Below are 22,888 nucleotides of genomic sequence, written 5' to 3'. Positions count from 1 at the left end.
GATTAACCGGAAAGCGGACTGGGGAGTCTAGCGCGAAGTGCGTCCGGGCTCGTCGAGTTCGCTTAATCCGTCGTCTTTCGGGCGGTAGGCAAGAACAGGAAAGAGGTCAGTGCGGCAATCGAACGCAGGTAGCTGCGGTCAGTGTCGCGCCATTTTCGAACAGCCCGTCGGTTCTCACAGCAGATGATCCCGTATGGTTCCATGTCCTGGTGCATGATGAAATCCAGAAGGGACTTGATGCCGTGTGGCTTGAAATAGCTATCGAGGAACTCCTTGGTGGCGGAGTTTTGGGTGACGTCATCTGCCGCAACGATGTTCTGCTCGACGATCTGCTCAAAGTAGAGCGGACAGGATGATCGCTTGAGTGATTGCCCGCTCGAGAAGTGCTGCGAAAGAGCGTCATAGGCGCACAGGCAGTTGATTTGATTTTGATCGTGCTCGAACGTCCAGACGCTCACCTGATCGACATCGAGATCGCCGGCTACATCAAGGCAGAGGGCGCGAAAGAATTCACTCGGGGCAATGCCTTTAGGTGCGGCGCAGAGTGCGCGGGTCCGGGCCATCGAGATGCTTGCTGCCATGGGAATTGTGGTCTGCATGGCGACAGTGACAAAAGGTGTCAAGTGTCTGGCCGCCAAGCTGCTCGGTCATCATTCCGGATTCCGCATCCGGGTCACAACCCGGGCTCCAGAGCGTCGGCTCGCTGTTCATCGCGACAACCCTGCCCATGTGCTCGATCTCGACTAGATTGAGCCGGTGCCACTCTCGGCCTTGATGGCTTCGCGCCCATCGAGCGCGCAACAGCAGGCCACTGCCATCTTGCCCGCCCCGAGAACAACGTGCGACAGGTCCTCTCCATGGCCACCGTAGTTGCCGTCCGTCACAATCCCAGGCTCGCCGCCTGATCCGCGCGGTCGGTGGCCACCGGTAACCTCAAGCCGACCGACTTCGTGGCTCTCAGGCGCAAAATGCTGGAGGCGCTCAACGTGCTCCTCGCCGCCCCTGACTTTGTCCTCCTCTGTTATCACCCCTGCTTGGTGGTTCGACTAGTTGACACGATGGATGGCGGGCAGGGACACGAATCAGAGAGGAACTATTCCGTGCAGATCAGTGTAATCCGTGACCATTTGCCCGGATTCATCCTCTGAATTTCAGTTCTTGCGGAAGGCAGAAAATTGGCCCAAGTATGCGCGCTCGTTTGGTCCGGTGCGGTAGCCAAGTGGTAAGGCCGAGCTCTGCAAAAGCTCTATTCGGCGGTTCGATTCCGCCCCGCACCTCCACTTAAAGGCCGTTGCGCCACAAGCGGTTGGCGAAGTCACTACCGGCGGGAGTATGACCGTCAGGCCGCCGCAGGAGAATCGGAAAACCGCCGACCGGAGGGGGGTATCAAAAAATCGGAGCGATCTGTTGTTACTACTGGGGGTGCCCAGCCTCGCATCCGATCCCATCGCAGCAGCCTACCTGCGTGCGGGAAGTAAGTGGGGATGTATTCTTGCCGGCCGAGGAATGGGACCCAGCGAAACGGTAAGCTTTTTGCGGAGCCAAAGTGGCTTCGTTATTCTCAATTTCGCGACCTGTCAGTTGCCGGCTGGCACAAGATAACGAAGAAAAATCACTCGGCAGAGGTATCTGTCTTTTCGGACGGCATTTTCGAGCGCTTCTTTGTTCCTTCGAACTGCTCATAAAGGAACTCGCACACATCACTGATTCGAGCACCGCTCCACGGATAGGCAGCTTCGACCTGTGTTGTTAGGCCATAATGTTTCGCTACAGCATTGATCGATTTGTCCAAATACTTCGCTGCATTCATCATGATGCTCGGCTCCCCAGCAAAATGTGGGATGTTCGGCATCCGCATGTTCTTGTGCAGCGGACTGGGAGAGGGCACCGCATTGAACTTCCCCAAATGATTCCAAGTATTGTGCGCTGAGAAACTGTAAGGCGTGTATGCGAAATTATACAGATCGATGCAATCGGCATCGAGAGCCATTTCGCGCGTATTCTTTCCGGTCCAGTTCCCGAGGTTGACTGTAACGAAGAACAAGAAGCTCTGGCTTTCTACCCAGGCGCGACTCGCTTCGATCATTTGACGATACCCTTCCTTCTCCCCTTCGTCCTCCGCCTCGTCCGCCAGCCGTTCGTAGTGCGCCATCCATAGCTTCTCCTGGCCCAAGCCGTGCACGATGTAGAGTCGGCTGCGTTCGTCTGGTTTCCCCAAAATCCATGCTAGCGTGATGTAGCAGTCTGTCATCGCCCGCAGGTATAGAGGCCCGATGTCCCAGTTCCAGACTTCGAAATTGTCGGCCAACGCTACGGCCAACGTCGCTTGACGCGCGAGCAAAGCATTAATGACCGTGTGTTCCTCCTCCGAAACAGTGTTTAAGATGACCTGTTCGGAGACCTCTTTCACCAAGGCCGCGGCTAAATGATGGAAGCCCTGTCTGAACCTCACAACCGGATTCCCGCCCGCGGGTGCCTCATCAGGTAACCGGATGTGCCCTCGCAACGGATCGAGTTCCAGTCCTCGCCGCCAGAAATACTCGGCCCAGGCATTGCCTAGGCGATCCTTGTAGTGGGCATATATCGCCGACGTCGATGTGCGTGCATGCGAACTGGCGCGTTTTCCTTCCGGCGAATCGAAATCGCTAACGATTGCTTCGAGATTCGGTGGTTTGACGTTTTCTGTGTAGTGTAACCGGCCGGTGCAGTGCTCGCCATACAGCACGACGGCTTGCATCAGTGTGCCCTCGGGTGACCAGCGGTTAAGGCGTGGGCCAACCACTTTGCGCGCCGTTTCGACATCAGCGTCTGAATGGCAAGGGAGCGCGGCATCCCAGAGATATGTCAGGGGATTGTCGTTGTGATAGCAGCGGACAAATGGCTCCAGCGCCTCCCGTAGTTCGTCCAGTTGACCCGCGGACCGCAGCCTTTCGCGCACGGCTGCTTTCGCCTCGTCGGTCAGTTCTCGATGGGCGCTAATGAAAGAAAATTCGGGTTGGGGGTGTTTCGTCGCCGCATGGAAGGCGGCTTCAATAAGCGCGGTCGCCAGCGCAATTCCCTTTTTACTACCGTGCCGTTGCAGCACGAATCCGATCCAAACAATTTCTGGGAAGATTACCTCAACGAAATCCACGCGGCTCCAGTCCTGCCCGAACTTCGGAACGAACTTCTTTCCCTCCTTATTATGGTCTTCGAACATGCACCTAACTTTTCACTAAATGTGTCTAAAGGCGCCACTCCATAAAACCTGAGCCGTATGGAGGGTTTGCGAAGTCGGACGTTAACCGGTCAATGGTTTTTCGGGTAAATCCAGGAAACCCATCATCCCCTTGATGGGAATGGCTGCCCGGGCTGGGATCGAGCCATTGGCCAGGTGATTAACAGTCACTTGAGGCGGTTGTAGCGCTCCTGTTCTTCATTCCCCTGAAATGCCGGAAATGGCCCGGGGCGGATTGGTGCAAGGTGGTCGCCTGAGCTGATGAATGATCCGGGGTGGAAGAGGGGCGGTGGGCTGGGCTAATTGACTCCGGAGAGTTCTATTCGCGCAGGGGCAGGGGTAAGTAGTCGTATTCGGTGATCATTTTCTCCTGCAAGGCGGTCTTTAGGCGATACTCGATGGCGGCGACCTCGGGCTTGCCGGCCAGGTTGTTCATCTCGGCCGGGTCTTCTTCCATGTCGTAGAGTTCGACGATGGGACGGGGCAGGCGGAACCACATGGCGGAGAAGCGGGGGTCAAGCTTGCCGGTGCCGTGCAGGGCCGCGATGCGATGCCAGCCGGGTTCAATCCGGCTGTCCGTGGGTGCGTAGGGCATCCAGGGCGTATAGTTAATGATGAGCTTGTAGCGGTCTTCCCGCACCATCCGACCGAGATCGAAGCCGCTGGAGGGCGTGGACTCGTTGAAGATGGATGCCCCGTGGACGCCGCGCATTGCGAAGAGATGCTCGCGCGGGCGGTAGGCGTCGTCGTTGCGTAGTAGCGGCAGAAAGCTGCGGCCGGTCATTACGCGGGGCGGTTGGAGCCCGGTGGCCTCGAGGAAGGTCGGGGCGAAATCCTCCCCCGAGACGAGCGCGGGCGTGCGGCGCCCGGCAGGTGCGCCGGCGGGCCAGCGCACGATCAAGGGCACGTTTACGCCGCGCTCGTGAAGGGCACCCTTGCCCCTAGGCAGGGGCGAACCGTTGTCCCCGACGAAGACGACGATGGTGTTTTGGGCCAGGCCACGACGTTCGAGTTCATCCAGCACCCACTGGACCTCTTCATCGAGACGGGAGATCTCATCGAGGTAGCGGGCGAAGTCACCACGCAACTCGGGTAGATCCGGCCAGTCGGCTGGCATTGGGAGCGAGGACGGCTCATGCACTTTAGGGGCGTTCCATGGGTGGTGCGGATCATTGAAATTAATCCACAGGAAAAACGGTTTGGCGGCCGGCACCCGGTCGAGAAATTCGCGCACGATGCCCGGAGTCGAGGTGCGGTCGCCAGTCATGTTGACGTAGTCAAAACGGGCGGGCACGGACAGCATGTCGTGCTTCTTCCAGATGGCCGGGGACAGTTCGTTGGCGGAATCGGTCCAGCCATCGAGGTGGTGCGAGCGCCGGCAGATGCCGGTGAAGTAGCCGGCCTCGCGCCGGAGGATCTCGGGGAACGTCTCGATGTCGCGGGGCAGCGGCGAGGAGAAGCGGGTAACGCGGGCGGCCACGGCCGAGCGGCCGGTGGCGAAGCTCGCGCGGGAGGGCGCGCATTGCGGCGCGGTGGTGAACATCCGGTCGAACAACACGCCTTGGGCGGCGAGGCGGTCGAGGTTAGGCGTCCGGACGGGAAACCCATAGGCGCCGATGTGCGGCACACTGTGGTCGTCAGAGACCATGAAAACGATGTTGGGCGGCACGGCCCGGAGCCAGCCGGTGAGGACGAGGAGCAGCAGGATTGGACGCATATATTTCAGGGAGAAGGGGAGCGTGGGTCGCGCACGCCGCGCAGGACCCAGATACTGACGAGGGCTGCGGCGATTGCGACAGGCCAGGCCAGGCGGTAGTCGTTGCCGAAGGCCCCGATCAGGGCACCGACGGAGACCAAGGCCAGGGTGCGACCGGAGGCGTAGAAAATATTGATGGCCCCGGCCAGCTGGCCGACCTGATGGACGGGATAGAAATCGCTGACCAGTGACTTGTAGCCGATCTCGATGTTGACCCAGGCCAGACGCGTGATCACGAACGCCACGGACAGCCAGGCCAGGGAGTCGGCCATCCAGCCGACTGCGTAGCCAACGGCGGAAAGCAGAAACGCGGCCATGAGCACGCGATCCCGGGCCAAGCGGTCGGTGAGGAGGCCGGCCGGCCAAACGAAGACGAGAGCCAGCAGGGGCAGCCAGCCCATTGCGCGGGCATAGTCCGCCTTGTCGGCGGCGAGGGTTACGGTGCCGAAGAGCACCAGATAGCCGGTGCCGGCCGTGACCATGAAGGCACGCAGAAAATTGACCCAGCCAAGTCGCACGAGGCCGGGTTGAGCGCGAAAATCGCGCACATATTGGCCCGGGGTGAGCCGGGGGCGCTTCATCACGGGCAGGCGGCGTTCCCACAGGAAGAACGCGAGACCCATGACCAACCCCACCTGAATGGCGGCGGCGGCCCAGTAGATCGGCGCGCCGAAGAGATCGCCGCCGTGGGTGCGCTCGTGTGCCGCGGTCCAAGCCAGGCCGGCGCGCGTGACGAACACCGCGCCCAGCTGGTAGGCGACCCCGATGGCGGCGCCGACGATGCCGCGCTGGCGGGAGGGAAACAGATCGGCCAGCAGCGGGTGGTCGCTGCCCCAGAGCACGTCCTGGAAAAACTGGTAGATGACGACCAAGACGACGAGCTGCCAGAGGGCCGAGGCCCAGGGCACGAGGAAGAGGCAGACCGCCACGACCGGGGCACCGGTGATCAGGAAGAAGGCGCGCCGACCGACACGTGTCCATACGCGGTCGCTGAGGACGCCGACCAAGGGCTGGGCGATGAAACCGAAGAGCGGATTGAGAGCCAGCACCAGGCCGATGACCAGCGCGCTGCCCATGGTGAACACGCCGTCCGGCGCGAGGCCGGGAAGGCGGAAGGGCAGGTCCACGCTCCAGCTGAAGTCCGCGGTCATGCGCTGGAGCGTGAGCGGCAGCACGTTGTTGCTGACCTCCTCGGTCACGCCGAGGCCGAAGAAGATCAGCGCGAAGATGAGGATGCGGCCGGCGCCGGCGCGTGGCACCTCGCTGGTCGTGGGGGCGTGGGGAGCGTCGGAGTCTCTCATCGGCGGGGCCGGGCGCGGGCCGGTGGACGGGAAGCGCGGCTCATCGGAAAACGGGGTTCTCGACATTCCGTTGTTCGAGTGGCGCAAAGTCCTCAAGCGTGCTGGCCTTCCGGCCGCCCACGGTGAAGTTGTCGAAAACGAAACCGCGGACGCCGGTGCGGCCGCTCAGCACGTTTTGGACCTCCTCGTAGTGCGGCTCCCGGGAGAACCAGATGTCCTTGAGGACAAAATTATCATAGTCCACCTCGCCCGTGCGCGATCCGAAATAGAACAGGCGGTTCACCTGGGTGTCGACGCGGATGTCCTCGAAGGTTTTGTTCCGCACGGTGAACGCCCGCCCGGAGCGGAAGGTGCCCGCGAAGACGCCGCGGTTGGCGGAGGCGTTGCGGCGGTCGGCCGGAGGGGCGTCGGCCGGTGCGCCGATGCGGTCCACGCCGGGATTGGGGATGTTGTCCCACTCGCCGCGCACCACGTCCACCCGTCGCACGTGGACCAAGGCGTTGTTGTCGCGGTTGAGGCCCCAGCCGAGCTGGAACACCGCGCCGTTGACCATGCCCCAGTAGGTGCAGTCCTCGATCGTGCCCTCGTTGGCGTAGGTGGCGTCGTCGTTCACGCGCATGAACGAGCCGCGCTTGTGCGGGCCGTGGATGCCATCACTCGAGAAGCGCCAGCCAAAGGTCTTGAGGTTTTCGTTATACCAGGCCCAGCCGACGCAGAAGTGGTAGGGGTGGGCCACCAGCACGCCCTCGAAGCGGCCGGAAGTATCGTCGCGGTCGCCGGGCAGCTTCATCGAAAGCAGCGGGCGCACCCATTCACCGTCGGGGCTGATCCAGGCGGGGTAGCGTTTGCGCCAGTCGGGCGTGGTCTTGGCGAAGGGCCAGCGGGAACCGATAATCATGCCCCGGCCCGCGACCGTGAAGCTGGGTTTGCGGATGTCCACTCGCCCGTCGATGATCGTGTCCTGCGGGATGTAGAGCGCGTCGTAGGGGCTGTCGGGCCCGATGAGGAGGCGATTGAGGGAGTCGAGGTGGGGGGAGTGTTCGTTGATGACGCCGGGTGGCAGCACCAGCACGTTGCCGGCCGGCATCTCCGACGGCGGGTTGAGGAAGAACAGCAGGCCGTCCTGCAGCGCCTCGGCATCGTGTGCCGGGGCGTTGATCTCAACGAGCACCGTGCGGGTATAGCGGTAGGGCTCGACCTCGAACTCGACCCAGGTCTCACCGCGGCGGACGGTGGCCGCGAGTTCAGCCAAGCGGGAGGGCTTCAGGGCGAGAGTGCGAATCGCGGAGCCATCGGTGAGCTCGACGCGCACGCGGACGCGCACGTTGCTGTCGGCCTGCGCGACATGCACGGCGGTGCGTGCGTGCTTGGCCGGCAGGGTCTCGGGATCCACGTAGTCGGGCCAGAGCTTGTAGGTGGCGGTGGTGTCGCGGGCCCGGTCCCAGGATTCGGTTTTCGCCGCGGGTTGGACGAGCACGCGATAGCGCGGGGACGCCGCCACGCCGCGCGGGTAGGCGGCGGTATCGGGCACGGGGGTGAAGCGGGTCAGGCCGGCGGCAAGAGGGCCGGCCACCGTCAGAATGATCGCCAGCAGGGAGATGGACTTCATGGTTTGGCTGAAGCGGGCTTGTCGGCTTGAGCCGGTGGGAAGGCCGCGATCAGGGCATCGTGCTCCGCTCGCGAGATCGGCATCATGACGCCGTGCCGGGCCACCGGCGGAACTTGGTAGGTGTTGATCCATTCCTGATACCAGGGCCCCGCGAGGGTGCGGGCCGTGGAGATCTTGTATTGGATGCCGGGGTATTGCTCGTGATACAGCAGCCAGCCCGGACCATCGGCCCGGGGAATGAGGGTGGGCGCTTCGTGGTAGTTGGGCGATACAGGTTGCCCCGGTTCGCTCCATGGACCGAGCGGATGCTTGGCGTGGGCGAGTCGGATGCTCTTGCCCGTGGGATGATCGAAGGTGGGATAGCGCTCGTCCTTGATGATCGCATAATACCGATCACCCTCGCGACGGATGATCACATCGATGGTAGCCAGATCATACTGGAAAAGCGGGCGGGCCTCCGACCAGGTCCGTAGGTCGGGCGAGGTCATGACAAAGGTGCGCATGTCGGACCAGCGGGCCTCGTTGACGCCGTGGACGATGTTCGGCGGCAGATCGCGGCGCGCGGCGTGCCAGGTGAGGTAGTAGAGCCCGGAGATGTCATCGTGGAACAGCTTCGGCGCGCCCAAGTAGGGCGGGCCACCCTTGCGGTCACCCACGTCGAAACGCGGGCCATCGATTTCGGGGCCGCGGGTCCAACCGATGAGGTCGCGCGATTGCCAGAAGACCACGCCCGGGTTGTCGCGCGGGCGCACGCCGACGAGCCAATACGTGCCGTCGGGCGCGCGGGTGATTTCCGGATGGCCGAGGTAGTCGTCGCCCATCACCCGCTGGCCGCCGTTGAGCAGGGTCCAGTGACGGCCATCGGTGGAGACGGAGTAATAGAGGCGGCCGTAGTCCTCCTTCGTCATGTGGGCGAAGAGGTAGGCCTCGGGTCGTGCGGGTGATCCCTGCACGATCAGAGGTGTGACTAGGACCAGGGCGAGCAGGCAGCCATGAAACCAACGGGGCGGGGTAGAGAGCCAACGCGTCATGCTGAGGGAGCATGGCGAGCGAAATCGCCCGTGCGAGTGGGTCGGTGCTGGTCCGTCACTCAGGAACTCGCATCTTGTCGACGCGCGGGTTCGCGTTTCAGGGTCTTTTCTTGGGCAGGACTTGGTGCGTCTCCGCCCATTGTTGCCAAGCGGCGGTCATCTTGGCGATTCGGGCTGGCTCGCTGATCGCCAGGTCATGCAGTTCCGTGCGGTCCCGGGACAGATCGTAAAGTTCCCAGGGACCGTTGCTTTCGGCCGGCTGAACTGCCTTCCAGTCTCCGTGGCGGACGGCCTTGTTGTTGTATTGTTCCCAGAAGAGCCAGCGAGTCTGGTCGGGGAAGGGTTGAGCTGCAATGGCCGGGCAGAGGCTGCGGCCAACGAGGGCGTAGGGCGCTTCGCCGGAGCGGGTTTTGGCGGGATACGTGGCGCGAGCGAGTTCGAGCGCGGTGGGCATGATGTCGGTGAGGTAGCCGGGGGCGGAATTGATGGAGCCGGGTTTGGCTTTCAGGCCGGCGGGCCAGTGGACGATGAGCGGCGTGGAGATGCCGCCCTCGTGGAGGCGGGACTTGTAGCGGCGGAAGGGGGTGTTGGACGCATTCGCCCAGCCGGTGCCGTAGGCGGAGCCGCCATCGCCTTCGGCGTTTTTGTTGCCGGGGCCACCGGCGGAGGGCTTATTGATCGCGCTGAAGGCGCCGCCGCCGAGGTCGGTGTAGGGCTCGGCGCAGCCGCCGTTGTCGGACAGGAATAGGATGACCGTGTTTTCGAGTTTCCCGGTGGTGCGCAGATGCTCGACGAGGCGGCCGATGTTGTGATCCATGCGATGCACCTGGGCGGCATAAACGGCCATGCGGTAATCAAGCTGTTCCTGCTGCTCGATGGAGAGTTCGTTCCACGCGCGGGCGCCATCATCCCGCGGTGATAGGACCGTGTCGGTGGGAATCAATCCCAGTTGTTTCTGCCGCTCAAAGCGCGCGGCGCGGAGGTTGTCCCAGCCGCCGCGATATTTTCCACGGAACTTTTCGATGTCTTCAGCGCGGGCATGAAGGGGCCAGTGCGGTGCGGTGAAGGCGAGATAGAGAAAAAACGGGCGGTCGGCGGGGGATTCGCGCAGGAACTGGAGCGCATGGTCGGTGAATGCGTCCGTGGTGTAGTAGGTGGGGTCGGCGGGGGTGGGCAGCGGCGTGTTGTCGAGCGTGAGACCACGCGCTCCCTTCGGACTGAAGTAGGAGCTGGCGCCGGAGATGATCCCGTAGAACCGGTCGAAGCCCCGCGCCAGGGGCCATTTGTTTTCGCCGTGGTAGCCGAGGTGCCATTTGCCGCTCATGAGCGTGCGGTAGCCGGCTGGGCGGAGGGCCTCGGCCAGGGTGACGCAACGGTCGTTGAGGTATTCCTGATAGCCCGCAGCCGCGTCGGGTTTGGCCTGCTTGCCGGGGTCCTCGGCGAGCGTGCCCATGCCCGCTTGATGCGGATTCAGTCCGGTCAGCAGCGCGGCGCGTGTCGGGGAGCAGCGGGCGGTGTTGTAGAATTGCGAAAAGCGCAGACCGTGGGCGGCAAGGGCATCCAGGTTTGGTGTCGGGATTTCGGAGCCGTAGCAGCCGATATCGGAGTAACCCATGTCATCGGCCATGATCAGGACGATGTTGGGCCGGGAGGGAGATTCGGCGGCGGTCAGGAATGCGCCGAGCAGGGCGCAGGTGGATAGGGCGGTGAGCAAGGCTTTCATGGATGGGGGGAGAAGGAGGCGCGCCACTGGCGGAGCAGGCGGAGGGAGGCGGCGTGGTGTTCGCGAGGGGCGCCGGGGATTTTCCAGTTTTGCACGCCGACCGGGCCGGTGTAGCCGGACTGCACCAACAGACGGTAGAAGCCGGCGACATCAAAGGCGCTGCCGGTGAGCGGCTGCACGACGTCGCTCCAGTCGTTCGACCCGCGGTTGATCCGGTCGGGAAGGTTCGCCCCGCTGACCGAGACGAGGCGGACTCGCGGCATGACGCGGGCGACGACCTCGGCGAGCCGGTGGGCGTGACCGGCGCGGAGTTCCTGGTGCAGGTGGAGGCTGTTGAAAAGATTGGGGCGGTCCGCGGCCGTGATCAGGCGGTGGGCGTGCTCGGCGTCGAGGCAGTGGTGGTTGTCGTGCGGATAGTAGATGACCTCGAGGCCATGGGTGGCGGCCTCGTCGGCGAGCTCGCGGAGGAGGGCCGTGACGTTCTCATCGCTGGCGCCGGGAGCCTGCATGGTGATCCAGAGCGGGGTGCCATGCGGCCGGCACAGGCTGAGAATACGCGAGGCGAGAGGGCGGTGCGCGGGATTCGTGAGGGTGTAGGGAAAATAGACGCCGAAGACGCGGAGTCGGCGGGAGGCGACGGCGTCGCTGGCGAAAGTTTTTCGAGCCGGGCGAACAGATCGTCGTTCCACACGTGGACGGCGATGCCCTCGTATCCCGCTTCCGCGAGCCAGGCCGTCTGTTCCGGAGGCGTGAGTTCCGTGAAGCCGTAGCTCATGGCGAAGAACGGCGTGGCGGAGGCGGGGACGGCCAAGGCGGCGGCAAGGAGGGCGGCCAGCCCGTGGCGCGGCTGCGAAGTTGGGGAATCAATGGGCAAAGGAGGGCGGGAATGAGCGGGGGACGATTCGGAGCAGGGACACGGTCAGCGGGGATTTTTCAACGGGCCGAGGGAGTGGGTTTCATCAATCCGAGGCTGTCGAGCCAGTCGGCGAGACGCTGGTTCCAGGTATGCACGGGCTGGCCCAGGTCTCGCATGCCGTAGGCGTGTCCACCCCGGCCGTAGAGGTGCAGCTCGGCCGGCACCTTGTTCGTCAGCAAGGCGCTGTAGAGGGCGATGGCCTGGCGCGGCTTGTCGCCGTCATCGGTGGTGCAGATCAGGAAGGTCGGCGGCGCATTGGCGGGAATGGCATCGGGGGCGGTGAAACCGTAGACGAGGACCTGGAAATCCGGGCGCGAGCTGACGCGGTGCAGGGGATCGGTCGCGGTCGGATGGCCTTCCTGGAAGCGCAGGCCGGCATCGGCAGCGAGGCGTCCGCCGGCGGAGAAACCAAGGACGCCGATGCGATCGGGACGGAGGCCCCATTCTGCAGCGCGGCTGCGCACGAGGCGGATGGCACGTTGGGTGTCGGCGAGGGCGTCGTCCATGGTGTAGGTGGAATCGGGCTCCCGGGGCAGACGGTATTTCACGACAAAGGCCGCAATTCCGCGCTCGTTGAACCATGAGGCGATTTCCGAGCCTTCGAGGTCGATGGAGAGAAACTGGTAGCCGCCGCCCGGCAGGATGAGCACGCCGGTGCCCGTGGCGCGGTCCGCGGGCGGAAGATGGACGGTGAGCGAAGGGTGATGAATCTGCGAGACGCGCAGGTAATCGTTTTTTGGGCTCGGCACGGTTTTCTCGGGGCGGTCGCGTTTGCCCTCGGTGCCCGGCGCGCCGTCGGTCCAAATGGGGACGACTTCAGATGCGGTCGCAGAAGCCGGGAGGGAAATTGCGACTGCTTGGAACAGAAGGAGGGCGGAAGTGAGACGTTTCATGATTGGGGAGGACCGGTCAGGCGGATTCGAGGGCACCGGCAAAGGGGCCGGTGCTGTCGCCGAATTCCTTCACGGGGCAGCCGGCTGCCTGGAGCATGGAGACATAGACGTTGGCCAGCGGCGTGTGTTTTTCGGCGAACACATGGCGACCGGGTTGGAAGGCGCCGCCGCCGTGGCCCGCGACGACACAGGGCATGTTCATCTGATTGTGATTGCGACCATCGCTCACGTCGGAGCCGTAGGCGATGAGGCAGTTGTCGAGGAGCGAGGCGCCGTCGTCGCCGTCGGGTGTGGCCTTGAGCTTGGCGACGAAGCGGGCGAATTCCTCGGCCATGAAACGGTCGATCTTCTGGATGTCCGCCTCCAGGCCCGTGCTGTGGGTCAGCTGGTGATGACCGGAGGTGAGGCCGAGGTGTTCGTAGACCTGGTTCGTCTGTCCGTCGGCGAGCATCAGCGTGGCCACACGGGTCGCATCGGTCTGGAAGGAGAGGGCCATCAGGTCATACATGATGCGCATGTGATGGACCACGTTCTCGGGATCACCGGGCGGACGCAGGGAGAGCGGCACCGGAATCGGGGGCAGGTTGGCGACCTTGTCGATGTAGAGTTCCACCTCGCGGACGCTGGTGAAATATTCGTCGAGCTTGCGCCGGTCGGTGGACCCGACCGTGCGGAGGAGTGACTTGGCCTCCGTGCCGACAAAATCGAGGACGCTCTGGCGCTTGGCGGCGCGCTGGCGGAAAGCGTCGCCTTCAGGACCGGCGACTCCGAACAGGCGGTCGAAGGCGCGGCGCGGGTTGATCTCGACACCGCAGGGTTGGGTCGGCGAGCGCCAGGAGATGTTGGAGAGGTAGACGCAGCTGTAGCCGTTGTCGCAGCGGCCTTCCTGTTTGCCCTCTTCGACGCCGAGCTCAATCGACGGCAGGCGGGTTTCCGCGCCGATGTGGCGGGCGGCGACCTGATCGGCGGAGACGCCGATGTAGATGTCGTTGCCGTTGGTTTTGCGGGCGGATGCGGCTGTAAGGAAGCTGGAAGTGCCACGCGCGTGGGCTCCGGCGACGTCCTCGACCTTCGTGGCCGCTTCCCGCTGCGCGAGATTGGAGACGAAGAGCACGTCGTCGCGCACGGCCTGCAAGGGCGCGTTGGAGACGTTGAGAGAGAAGTCGCGGCCGGTGCCGCAGATTTCCCAGCCCTCCTTGACCACGCCGTTGGGATAGAAGAGCCAGCCCAGGCGCACCGGGCGGCGGCGGGCGGCGGCGGTGGCGGCGCGGGCGACCGAGCCGAAGCCGGTCGGGATCATGGCTTCGAGCAGCGGGAGCGCCATGAGGGCGCCAGTGCTGCGGAGAAAATGGCGGCGGGACAGGGGTTTCATGGGTTCAGGGGTGGGTGGCGGTAAGGGGGGGATGCACGGGATCACCGCGGGTGAGACGGAAAGGACGGCTAAGGACAGCCTCGGTCACGATATCCAGGATGCGGTGGTCACCGGCCTGGGTGCGGGCGAGGATCTCGTCGACAGCGACGCGGTCGTAGAATTCGAGGCCGCGGCCGAGCGCGAAGGTCAGGAGCTTCTGGGTGAAGCACCGGACGAAATCCTCGTCGCGCTCCTGGAGCAGGCCGAGGAGTTCCAAGGGGCCGTCGAACTTGTTTCCGTCGGGCAGAACGCCGCTCGCGTTGATCGGTGCGCCCGCGTCGGTGGTGCGCCAGCGGCCGATGGCGTCGAAGTTCTCGAGGCCGAGACCGATGGGGTCCATGGTGGCGTGGCAGGAGGCGCAAGTCTGGTTGGTGCGGTGGAGTTCGAGCTGTTCGCGGAGAGGCAGGGCCGCGCTGTTGGCGACCGCTTCCTCCAGCTGCGGGACGTTGGCTGGCGGGGGAGGTGGCTCGTCGCCCAGGATCGCCTCAAGAATCCAGTTGCCGCGCTTGGTGGGCGAGGTGCGGTTTGGGTAGGAGGTGAGCATGAGGATGCTCGGTTGGGTCAGCAGCCCGCGGCGCGGCAGGCCCTCGAGGGAGACGCGGCGGAAACTGCGGTCCTTTTCCTTCTTTTCAGCCTCGGCCAGAGGCAGGCCGTAGAGTTCGGCCAGCGCGTCGTTGACGAAGGTGTGGTCGGCGCGGAGGAGATCTTGGACGCTGCGGTTCTCCGCGATGATGGAGCCGATGAAGAGGAGTGTCTCCTGCTCGACGTCGGCACGAAGATCCTCGGTGAAGACGGGAAAGCGGGCCTTGTCGATGGACAGGGTGCGGAGCTTGCGGAGGTCGAGCCACTGGCGGAAGAAGCCTTCCTTGAAGGCGACGGCCCGCGGGTCCGCGAGCAGGCGCGCGACCTGGGCGCGAAGCACATCGTCGTTGTCCAGCCGGCCCTCGGCCGCGAGGGCAAAGAGCGTGTCGTCCGGCATGCTATTCCACAGGAAGTAGGAGAGGCGCGAGGCGAGGGCGTAGTCGCCGACGGGACGAATGCGGTCGGGGGCGGTAGCATCGGGGCCAAGCTCAAGGCGGTAGAGGAAATGCGGCGAGACGAGGATGGCCTGCAGGGCGCCGTCGAGGGCCGACTCGAACGACTCGCCGTTGGCCAGGAGCGATTCCATCAGGCCCACGAACGATTCGATTTCACCCGGGGCGGCGGGGCGACGGAAAGCACGCGGCAGCAGTTCGGCCAAGATTTCCCGGGCGGCGGCGGCGGGCGGACGGTCCGGACCGGGGCGGATTTCAATCAAGCGGCGGTGCAGCGGGCTGAGCGCGGAGCGGTCAACGGCATGGGGTCCGGTCATGCGAGCTTCCTTGACGCCGAGCCGCGGCGGGTCGGCAATCCAGGCATCGCGTGCCTCGCCGGTGAGGGTGGCGGGGGTGCCGAGCTTAAAGGTCACTTGATGCGGCCCCATACCGAGGGGGAACCGGTTCGTGGTGTAGGTTTTCCAGTCGGTGGAACTGAGACCTTGGGCGATATGCAGGGTGTCCACCAGCTGACCATCCACCCAGACCTCGAGCGGCACGATCGGCTCGGAGTCGCCGGGCTGGAAGGCGTTGGGAAATTGGGGCCAGCCGTTCAGTTCGTCGATCTGCCTGGCTTTGAAAACCGAATCGGGCATGAGCCCCCAGGCGCGGATCGATAGTTCGTAGGTGCCCGGTAGCGGCGTCTCATACTCGACGGACATCCAGCCCTTTTGATCCAGCACGACGCCGGCATCGCTGCTTTTAACGACCTTGATGCGGTCGAAGAAGACGCCTTGCTCGTTGCGATTCATTTCCAGGCGCCGGCCGGTGTTGAGCAGGAAGTCGCTGACGGTTTCGGCGGCCTCGAGGAAGAGCTGGAGACGCAGGGGCGATACACTGTGGACGTCGCCGATGTTGTCGAAGCCGTAGCCCACATCGTCGCCTGGAAAGGTGTTGGCGACCGACAGCCTGATGCCGAAAAGATCGTGAATGGTGTTGTCGTATTCGGTGCGGTTGAACCGGCGGGCGGTGACGCGTCCGCTGTCCACCGGCTTGGAGAGATCGATGTGGGTCAGGCGTTGCCTGAGATGCGAGACAACTTCGGCGCGTTCTTCCGGGGTGGGCTGGTCCTCCCGATCGGGCGGCATCGCGCCGGCGCGGAGCTGGCGGTGGACCAGTTCCCAGATCCGGCGGCCGTCGTGATCGGCGCGGCCGACATCGACAAGGTCCTCCAGATTGATGTCACCCTTGCGCGTGTCGGTGTTGTGGCAATCGAAGCAGTAGTTGTCCAAGAACGGCTGGATAACCTGCGAGTAAGCCAGCGGATCAGGGGTTGAAGGCGCGTTGGCGCCGGCCGCTGCCGGAAGACAAACGGACAGCAACAGGCCGGCCAGAAGGGCGTGGGCGGAGCGTGGGTTCACGACAGGGGGCGGAGGGGGGGCCGAAAGGGGTGAGATAAGAGAATCAACCGGCGTGGGTGTTTCCATGCGCCGGTCGTGTTTTCGTAATACAACGCGGCAGGGGGATGGCAGTGGCCGATCGTCGCGGGGGCTCCGGTTTTCCCGGCGGCGATCCGGGGTAAGCACGAAGGAAGACGAATGAGGGGCAGATTCCGGATGTGTTACCGTCCTAGCTTGGACGCGGTTGTCAGGGAGGGGATCGCGACCAAGATCGGGGCATGCGTTTCATCATTTCCCTGATTTCACTGGGAGTTACCGGGCTGATCGTGCCGGGGATCGCCTCGCCGACGGCAAAGGGCAGCCGCGACATGAACATCCTTATGATCATGGTGGAGGATTGGTCGGCCTTCGCGATTGGGGCGTATGGCAATTCGGTCGTGCAGACGCCCAACATTGACCGGCTGGCGAAAGAGGGCGTGCGGTTTGACCGGGCTTACTGCCAAGGCACGGTGTGCAACCCCTCACGGGCCTCGCTGGTGACGGGGCTGCGGCCGGACTCGACCCGGGTCTATGGCAACGGCGAAGCGATGGACCGAGTCGTGCCCGCCGACGCACCCTCGCTGGCGCGGGTGTTGAAGGCGCGCGACGGCGCGTGGCTGGGCAACATTGGCAAGCTCGTGCACCGGTGGGACGAGGCACAGCGCTTCGGGGTGGGTTTCGATCTCAACGAATACACGCACCACTACGACATCCTGGAAAACTTTGCCGGAGAGCAGCGTCCGGTGCCTGCTCCGCCCGGCGTGTCGGTGTGGGCGGAGGATGAGGCGCTGTTGCTGCCCGAACCGCACGGCACGCGGTTGCGCGAACTGCAGGCGGAGCGCGAGGCGCGCAAGGCCGCCGGCGAGGCAGACACCTGGGAGCTACGCAAGCGCTTCCAGCAGTATCATGCCGAGATGATCGGTTACTCGGGCCTACCGGAGGAAGAGATGGAGGATGGCCGCATCGCCCGGCGCACGGTGGACCTGCTCGGTCAGCTCGCCCGCCGGCAAGACGGGAAACCCTTTTTCCTGTCGGTGGGCTTCTACGCCACGCACACACCCCTGCTCGCGCCGAAGCAGTATGTGGACCTCTACGATCCCGCCGCGATGGAGCTGTCGCCCGCGCAGCCGGAGAAGGACGTCGGTGTGCCCGCCGTCGCGCGGCGCATGGGGCGCAACTACGATATTTTCAACGGCCTGTATCCGCAGTTTGCCCAGACGCCCGAACGGGAGCGCGAGGCGCTGGCGGCCTACTATGCCTGTGCGACCTACGTGGACGCGCAGATCGGTCTCGTGCTCGAAGGGCTGGAGGCGGCGGGACTGGCAGACAACACGATCGTGGTGTTCTTCTCCGACCATGGATTCCAACTCGGCGAGCATGGGATGTGGAGCAAGTTCAGCCTGTTCGAGCAATCCTCGCGCGTGCCGCTGATCGTGCGGATGCCCGGCGCCGCCGGCAACGGCCGGGTCACCGACGCGATGGTCGAGCTGGTGGACGTGCTGCCCACGCTGGCCGAGTGGTGGGGATTGCCCCGCGATCCGCGCTGGGAAGGCGACAGTTTCGCCCCGCTCGTGCAGCAGCCCGCCCAGCCTTGGAAAGAAGCGGTGTTTGCCACGATCCCGATCAGCGGCCTGGGCCGCATGGTGCGGACGCCCGGCTGGCGATACAGCGAATGGCGCAAAGATACGGGCCTGCCCGGGAAATCGGCGCCGGTGGCCCGCGAACTCTACGACCTGCGGAAAGACCCCTTGGAACAGATCAACCTCGCCGAGGACCCCGCCCACGCCCCGCAAGCCGCGGCCATGGCCGCCCGTCTGCAAGCCGGTTGGCTAGCGGCTCGCCCGCCGGGCAAAGGGAGGTGAGAGCAGGGGGGAGTGCGGGAGAGTGCTCATACCCAATTCGCGCAGAGCAGCCCCCTACTTCCCTTTCTCAGTCTTCGCGTAATTGGGTTTCGCATTCGTGCCATGGTGCGGGGAGCCAGTAGCGAGCAGCGGGTGTGTTACTGTCATCAGTCGAGGCGGTTTCGGTTCGAGTGAACCAAGTCACATTCGGTCGATTTCACCCCGCTCATGGACGGCCCGGAGGCCAGCCGTGACAAACGCCACCCGCTCCGGTGAATCAGTGCTCCATGACACCCATCGTCCTCGAAATCAACCGCCGCACCTACTCGGTGGATATGCCGGAGAGCATGCCGTTGCTGTGGGTGCTGCGCGACAAGCTCGACCTGACGGGAACGAAGTTCGGGTGCGGCAAGGGCCTGTGCGGGACCTGCACGGTCATGATCGACGGTGTCGCGATGCGTTCCTGCACATTGCCGGCCGCCGCTGCCGCCGGGATGAGCATCACCACCATCGAGGGGCTTGATCCCGCCGGGCAACATCCTGTGCAACGGGCCTGGCATGAACTCGACGTGCCGCAGTGCGGCTACTGCCAAGGCGGACAAATGCTTTGCGCGGCCTCGTTGCTCAAACAGAACCCCCGGCCCGACGATATCGCGATCGATGCCGCGCTGGCCGGGAACATTTGCCGGTGCGGCACCTATCCGCGGATTCGCAGCGCCGTCAAACTGGCCGCCGACTACACGGCGACAGCGGGAGGGACCGCCTCATGAATCCCGTGCCCCTCTCTCGTCGCGCGTTTCTCAAAGTCAGTTCGCTCGCCTCCGGTGCCTTCCTCATCGGTCTCGGTGCTCCGCACGAGGCCCGGGCCGAGGCGCCGGCCACCGATCAGCCGTGGACGCCCAATCTCTACCTCCGCATCGACCCGAGTGGCCGGATAACCATCGTGAGCAAGAATCCCGAGACCGGACAGGGAGTCAAAACCTCCCTGCCCATGATCGTGGCGGAATGCCTCAACGCCGATTGGACCACCGTGCAGGTCGAGCAGGCGCCGTTGGATGATCGCTATGGTCGCCAACTGGTCGCCGCCAGCGGATCGACGCCGGATGGATGGGACGACCTGCGCGTCGCCGGCACCGCCGCTTGCCAGATGCTGATCGCCGCCGCCGCCGAAAAATGGGGAGTGCCCGTGAACGAGTGTTCGGCGGAAAACAGTCAGGTCATTCACTCCGGCTCGGGACGCAGCCTGGGCTACGGCGAGCTCGCGAGCCTCGCCGCGAAGCAGGCGGTGCCCGAGGTGGGCACGCTCCGGCTGAAAAGCCGCCCCGACGAATTCAAGCTGCTGGGGAAGTTCGTGCGCGGCATCGACAATCCGAAAATCCTCACCGGCCAGCCGCTCTACGGGAGCGACGTTCGGCTCCCGGGGATGCTTTACGCGGTTTACCTGAAATGCCCGGCTTTTGGCGGGAAGGTGCGATCGGCAAACCTCGACGCGCTCAAGCGGGAGGGCGGCGTGCACGACGCCTTCGTGGTTGAGGGCACGAGTGATCTGAAGGGCCTGCTCCCCGGCGTGGCCATTGTGGCTGACACGTGGTGGCAGGCCGAGGCTGCGCGGCAAAAAGCGGTCGTCGCGTGGGACAGCCCGAATCAGGATTCATCCGCGGGCTACGCCGACCAGGCCGCCGCGCTGAAGGATGCGGCGCAAAGCACGCTTCAGCGCGAGGACGGCGATGTCGTGCGGACGCTGGAGCGGGCGCATCGCGTGGTCGAGGGCAGCTACCATTATCCGTTCATCGCCCATGCGACGATGGAGCCGCAAAACTGCACCGCGCATCTGGACAGTGCGGGCAACCTGGAACTGTGGGCACCGACCCAGAATCCGCTGGAGGGCCGCAAGCTCATCGCCGAGACCCTCGCGATTCCCGCCGATCGGATACGGGTCAATGTCACGCGGTCGGGCGGCGGATTTGGCCGGCGCCTGAGCGTTGATTACATGGTCGAAGCCGCGGCAATCACCCAGAAAATTCGCCGGCCGGTTCAGTTGCATTGGACGCGGGAGGACGACATCCAGCACGACTTCTACCGTCCCGCCGCGTGGCATCACTTCAAGGCGGGGCTCGACCAACAGGGCCGGTTGCTCGCGTGGGATCATCACTTCGTAACCTTCAGCCGGGAAGGGAATCTCGCTCCCGCGGCATGGTTCGCCAAGGATTACTATCCGGCAAGCCTGACCCCGAATTTCCGTCTGCGTCAGTCGATGATTCCCTGCTCCGTGCCCACGGGCCCCTGGCGTGCTCCCGGGCACTCCGCCCACTGTTGGGCCCACCAGAGTTTTTTCGACGAGCTCGCCCAGGCCGCGGCGCTCGATCCCGTGCAATTCCGGCTGCAACTCCTCGAGCAGGCCTATGGCAAACCCCCGCTGGACCTCGAGCGCACCCGCAACACCCTGAAGGCGGCGAGCAAGCTGGCCGGCTGGGGCCGCACTCTTGGCGCCGGCCGCGGGCTGGGCGTGGCGTTTCATTACGATCACGATGGCTACATGACCTACGTCGCGGAGGTCTCGAGCGACCGACCGGGGCAGATCAAGGTTGAGAAAGTTTATGCCGGAATCGACGTCGGACCGATTCTCAACCGTAGCGGCGCGGATCACCAGGTCGTAGGCTGCGTGATGGATGCGCTCAGCGCCGCGCAGGGCGAGATAACCTTCGCGGAAGGGCGGACGCAGCAGAGCAATTTCCACGATTATCCCCTCTTGCGCATCGACCAGGCTCCGGAGGTGGAGATCACCTACCTGCAGGGGGTCGAACGCCCGGCAGGTCTCGGGGAGATCATCGCGGCCGTGACCCCGGCCATCACCAACGCCATCTTTGCCGCGACGGGGATCCGGGTTCGTCAGCTGCCGCTGAAGGCTTCGGGCATCACCGTATCGTCGTTGCGGATTTAGAGTGAGTCTTCAAATCCTCGAAGCGGGTCAGATTTTGTCGCGAAGGTGATTTCGCTGCCGCAAAATTTACTGGATGCGGCTCCGGCTGATCGAAATGGATGTCGCCCAATTCCCCACCCCCCCGCCCTGCGGACATCCCTCTTCCTAGAGGGAATTTTAAGATCGGTTGATTGGATCCCCTCTTGATCCGGAACCATGTAATTGAATGAAGGGCCGCCGCTTGTCGGCGGGCCATTTCAGGAGCGAAAACCGGCCCGGCGACAAGCGCCGGCCCTACAATCGATCTCATGATAGCCTCTTCGCTCAGGAACGCTTTCCAACTGCATGGTTCGGGCTTGAGAGAGGATTCCGGTAACGTTGTCCGGGGACCGGCCGGAGCGGCGTGGCGCGGTTACGGGGCGCCGGGGGTGAGCTCTTCGATCCGGATGTTGCGGTAGAACAGCTCGGCGCCTTCGGCTAGGAGCAAGATGAGGCCGCGGTCGTAGGGGGCGAATGCTTGGACTGATTTCTAAATCCAGGCCGACCGCTTGGACGGTACCGCGGCGTGTGCGGTCAACTAGTCGACTGTCCTTTTGAGATGGAAAGGATTCCCATGTTACGGTGATATGATAAAGTTCGTGAGTCGCCTGCACTGTCCCGCAAGCCTCTTTCCCATGCGAGCCACACCTGTTAGCACCTTAGGTCGTGTGCTGGTTTCGGCCACGAGTATGGTCATCGCCGGGAGTGAACTGCCCGCCGCTGCTGAAACCAGGGCGCCGGTTGAGGGGGTTTTTGCCTGGGCTAATCCAATCACTGACGGCCTCAACCGTTACGGCCAGAAGGATGTCCATATCCTGGCCGACGCCGGCAACTGGTATCTGGTGGCTACGGAGATGCGTGTGCCAGCACAGGAGAAGCGTGGGCTAGTACTTTATCGTTCTCCGGACCTGGTGCATTGGCGGGAGGTGTCGCTGCTTTTTGACCGGGAGACCATTCCGGCGGATTCGTGGTATCGCGACGAATGGCTGGCGCCGGAGATCCATCAGATCAACGGCAAGTATTTCGCGCTCTTTCACTGCCGGAACAACCGGCAGCGGCCTTACCGGCTGCCAGGTTTCGGTTTGGCTGTGGCCGACCATATAGAGGGACCTTACCGCAACCTCACGCCGGACCGGCCGCTCTATTGGGGAAACAACACCAACCTCTTCGCCGCCCCGGACGGCCGCATTCATCTCTATTGGGATCGCGACGGACGGATCTATTCCGCCGAGCTTGATCCCGAGAAGGGGTCGCTGAAGACGGAACCAGGGGAAATCCTCGGACCGGCTACACTGGGCAAACAGTTCCGCTTTCTGGACGCGCCGTTTGTGACGGAACGGAACGGACGATACTACATGATCACCTCTTCCTTCTACGCTGGTTACATCATCCGGGTGCGCTACCTGACAGCGTCATCGGCCGACGGCCCCTGGACGATGGCTGCGGAACCGCTGCTGACCTTTATCGAGAGTGAGGCGGACTCGACTCTCCGCATGCCATATCCGCCGGGATACTCATTCGCCCCGCCGACCCAGGTGATCTTTCATCACCAGATATTCCGCGGACCAGGCGGCCTGGACTACTTAGCCTATCACAGCTCGGAGAAATACTCCGAGCCGCACCTGGTCATTGAGCCAATCAAGTTTGACGGCGCCGGTGGCCTGGTGGTTCCGGCGCCCAAGCAGCCCCAGCACAGCGTTTCCCTCCCATGACGCGAATTCCCCTGCTTACTCTCGGACTGATGCTGGGTGGATACACGGCCGCGGCCGCCGGCGTCAT

15 protein-coding genes and 1 tRNA gene are annotated in these 22,888 nt (G+C 63.9%); 5 read left to right on the top strand and 11 right to left on the bottom strand.

The annotated features are described in order from the left end of the window. Positions 1 to 62: 62 nt before the first annotated feature. A complete protein-coding gene (locus tag ESB00_RS11295) occupies positions 63 to 599 on the bottom strand; it encodes a GAF domain-containing protein (protein ID WP_129047790.1) in 537 nt (178 codons plus the stop codon). Between the two features lie 606 nt (positions 600 to 1,205). On the opposite strand from ESB00_RS11295, the gene ESB00_RS11290 reads away from it, so the two are divergent. Continuing rightward, positions 1,206 to 1,280 (top strand) — tRNA-Cys (locus tag ESB00_RS11290). Between the two features lie 332 nt (positions 1,281 to 1,612). Here ESB00_RS11290 and ESB00_RS11285 read toward each other — a convergent pair. The 10 genes from ESB00_RS11285 to ESB00_RS11240 all read right to left on the bottom strand — a co-directional run bounded on the left by ESB00_RS11285 (position 1,613) and on the right by ESB00_RS11240 (position 16,291). Next, positions 1,613 to 3,199 (bottom strand): DUF5677 domain-containing protein, encoded by a 1,587-nt coding sequence (locus tag ESB00_RS11285; protein ID WP_129047789.1) that lies wholly within the window; start codon positions 3,197 to 3,199, stop codon positions 1,613 to 1,615. A gap of 337 nt (positions 3,200 to 3,536) precedes the next feature. Further along, positions 3,537 to 4,934, bottom strand: a complete 1,398-nt coding sequence (locus ESB00_RS11280; RefSeq protein WP_129047788.1) for a sulfatase family protein — start codon at positions 4,932 to 4,934, stop codon at positions 3,537 to 3,539. 5 nt (positions 4,935 to 4,939) lie between these two features. Next, positions 4,940 to 6,274, bottom strand: a complete 1,335-nt coding sequence (locus tag ESB00_RS11275; RefSeq protein ID WP_164976169.1) for an MFS transporter — start codon at positions 6,272 to 6,274, stop codon at positions 4,940 to 4,942. A gap of 40 nt (positions 6,275 to 6,314) precedes the next feature. Beyond that, positions 6,315 to 7,883 (bottom strand): hypothetical protein, encoded by a 1,569-nt coding sequence (locus ESB00_RS11270; protein ID WP_164976168.1) that lies wholly within the window; start codon positions 7,881 to 7,883, stop codon positions 6,315 to 6,317. Further along, positions 7,880 to 8,914, bottom strand: coding sequence for a glycoside hydrolase family protein (locus ESB00_RS11265; RefSeq protein WP_129047785.1), 1,035 nt, complete (start codon positions 8,912 to 8,914; stop codon positions 7,880 to 7,882). Before ESB00_RS11265 ends, ESB00_RS11270 begins: the two co-directional genes overlap by 4 nt. 97 nt (positions 8,915 to 9,011) lie before the next feature. Further along, positions 9,012 to 10,637: an arylsulfatase gene (locus ESB00_RS11260; RefSeq protein WP_129047784.1), complete on the bottom strand. Its 1,626-nt coding sequence runs from the start codon at positions 10,635 to 10,637 to the stop codon at positions 9,012 to 9,014. After that, entirely contained in the window at positions 10,634 to 11,326 is a 693-nt protein-coding gene (locus tag ESB00_RS11255; protein ID WP_129047783.1) for a sugar phosphate isomerase/epimerase family protein, read from the bottom strand. Before ESB00_RS11255 ends, ESB00_RS11260 begins: the two co-directional genes overlap by 4 nt. Before the next feature lie 244 nt (positions 11,327 to 11,570). Beyond that, positions 11,571 to 12,446 (bottom strand): alpha/beta hydrolase, encoded by an 876-nt coding sequence (locus ESB00_RS11250; RefSeq protein WP_129047782.1) that lies wholly within the window; start codon positions 12,444 to 12,446, stop codon positions 11,571 to 11,573. Between the two features lie 16 nt (positions 12,447 to 12,462). Further along, on the bottom strand, positions 12,463 to 13,818 hold the full coding sequence (locus ESB00_RS11245; protein WP_129047781.1) for a DUF1552 domain-containing protein: 1,356 nt from the start codon (positions 13,816 to 13,818) through the stop codon (positions 12,463 to 12,465). Positions 13,819 to 13,822: 4 nt separating this feature from the next. After that, the gene (locus ESB00_RS11240; protein WP_164976167.1) at positions 13,823 to 16,291 is read right to left on the bottom strand and encodes a DUF1592 domain-containing protein; all 2,469 of its coding nucleotides are present in this window, start codon (positions 16,289 to 16,291) and stop codon (positions 13,823 to 13,825) included. Between the two features lie 257 nt (positions 16,292 to 16,548). Between ESB00_RS11240 and ESB00_RS11235 the strand changes: the two genes are divergently transcribed. From ESB00_RS11235 to ESB00_RS11220, 4 genes are all read left to right on the top strand, one after another. Beyond that, positions 16,549 to 18,171 (top strand): sulfatase, encoded by a 1,623-nt coding sequence (locus ESB00_RS11235; RefSeq protein ID WP_129047779.1) that lies wholly within the window; start codon positions 16,549 to 16,551, stop codon positions 18,169 to 18,171. Between the two features lie 266 nt (positions 18,172 to 18,437). After that, entirely contained in the window at positions 18,438 to 18,920 is a 483-nt protein-coding gene (locus ESB00_RS11230; RefSeq protein ID WP_129047778.1) for a (2Fe-2S)-binding protein, read from the top strand. Beyond that, entirely contained in the window at positions 18,917 to 21,091 is a 2,175-nt protein-coding gene (locus ESB00_RS11225; RefSeq protein WP_129047777.1) for a xanthine dehydrogenase family protein molybdopterin-binding subunit, read from the top strand. The genes ESB00_RS11230 and ESB00_RS11225 overlap by 4 nt, the downstream gene beginning before the upstream one ends. Before the next feature lie 707 nt (positions 21,092 to 21,798). Further along, a complete protein-coding gene (locus ESB00_RS11220; RefSeq protein WP_164976166.1) occupies positions 21,799 to 22,821 on the top strand; it encodes a glycoside hydrolase family 43 protein in 1,023 nt (340 codons plus the stop codon). Positions 22,822 to 22,888: the final 67 nt, after the last annotated feature.

It is taken from the genome of Oleiharenicola lentus (assembly GCF_004118375.1).
GTDB classification, from domain to species: domain Bacteria; phylum Verrucomicrobiota; class Verrucomicrobiia; order Opitutales; family Opitutaceae; genus Lacunisphaera; species Lacunisphaera lenta.
This window is presented reverse-complemented; position numbering and strand designations above follow the sequence as displayed.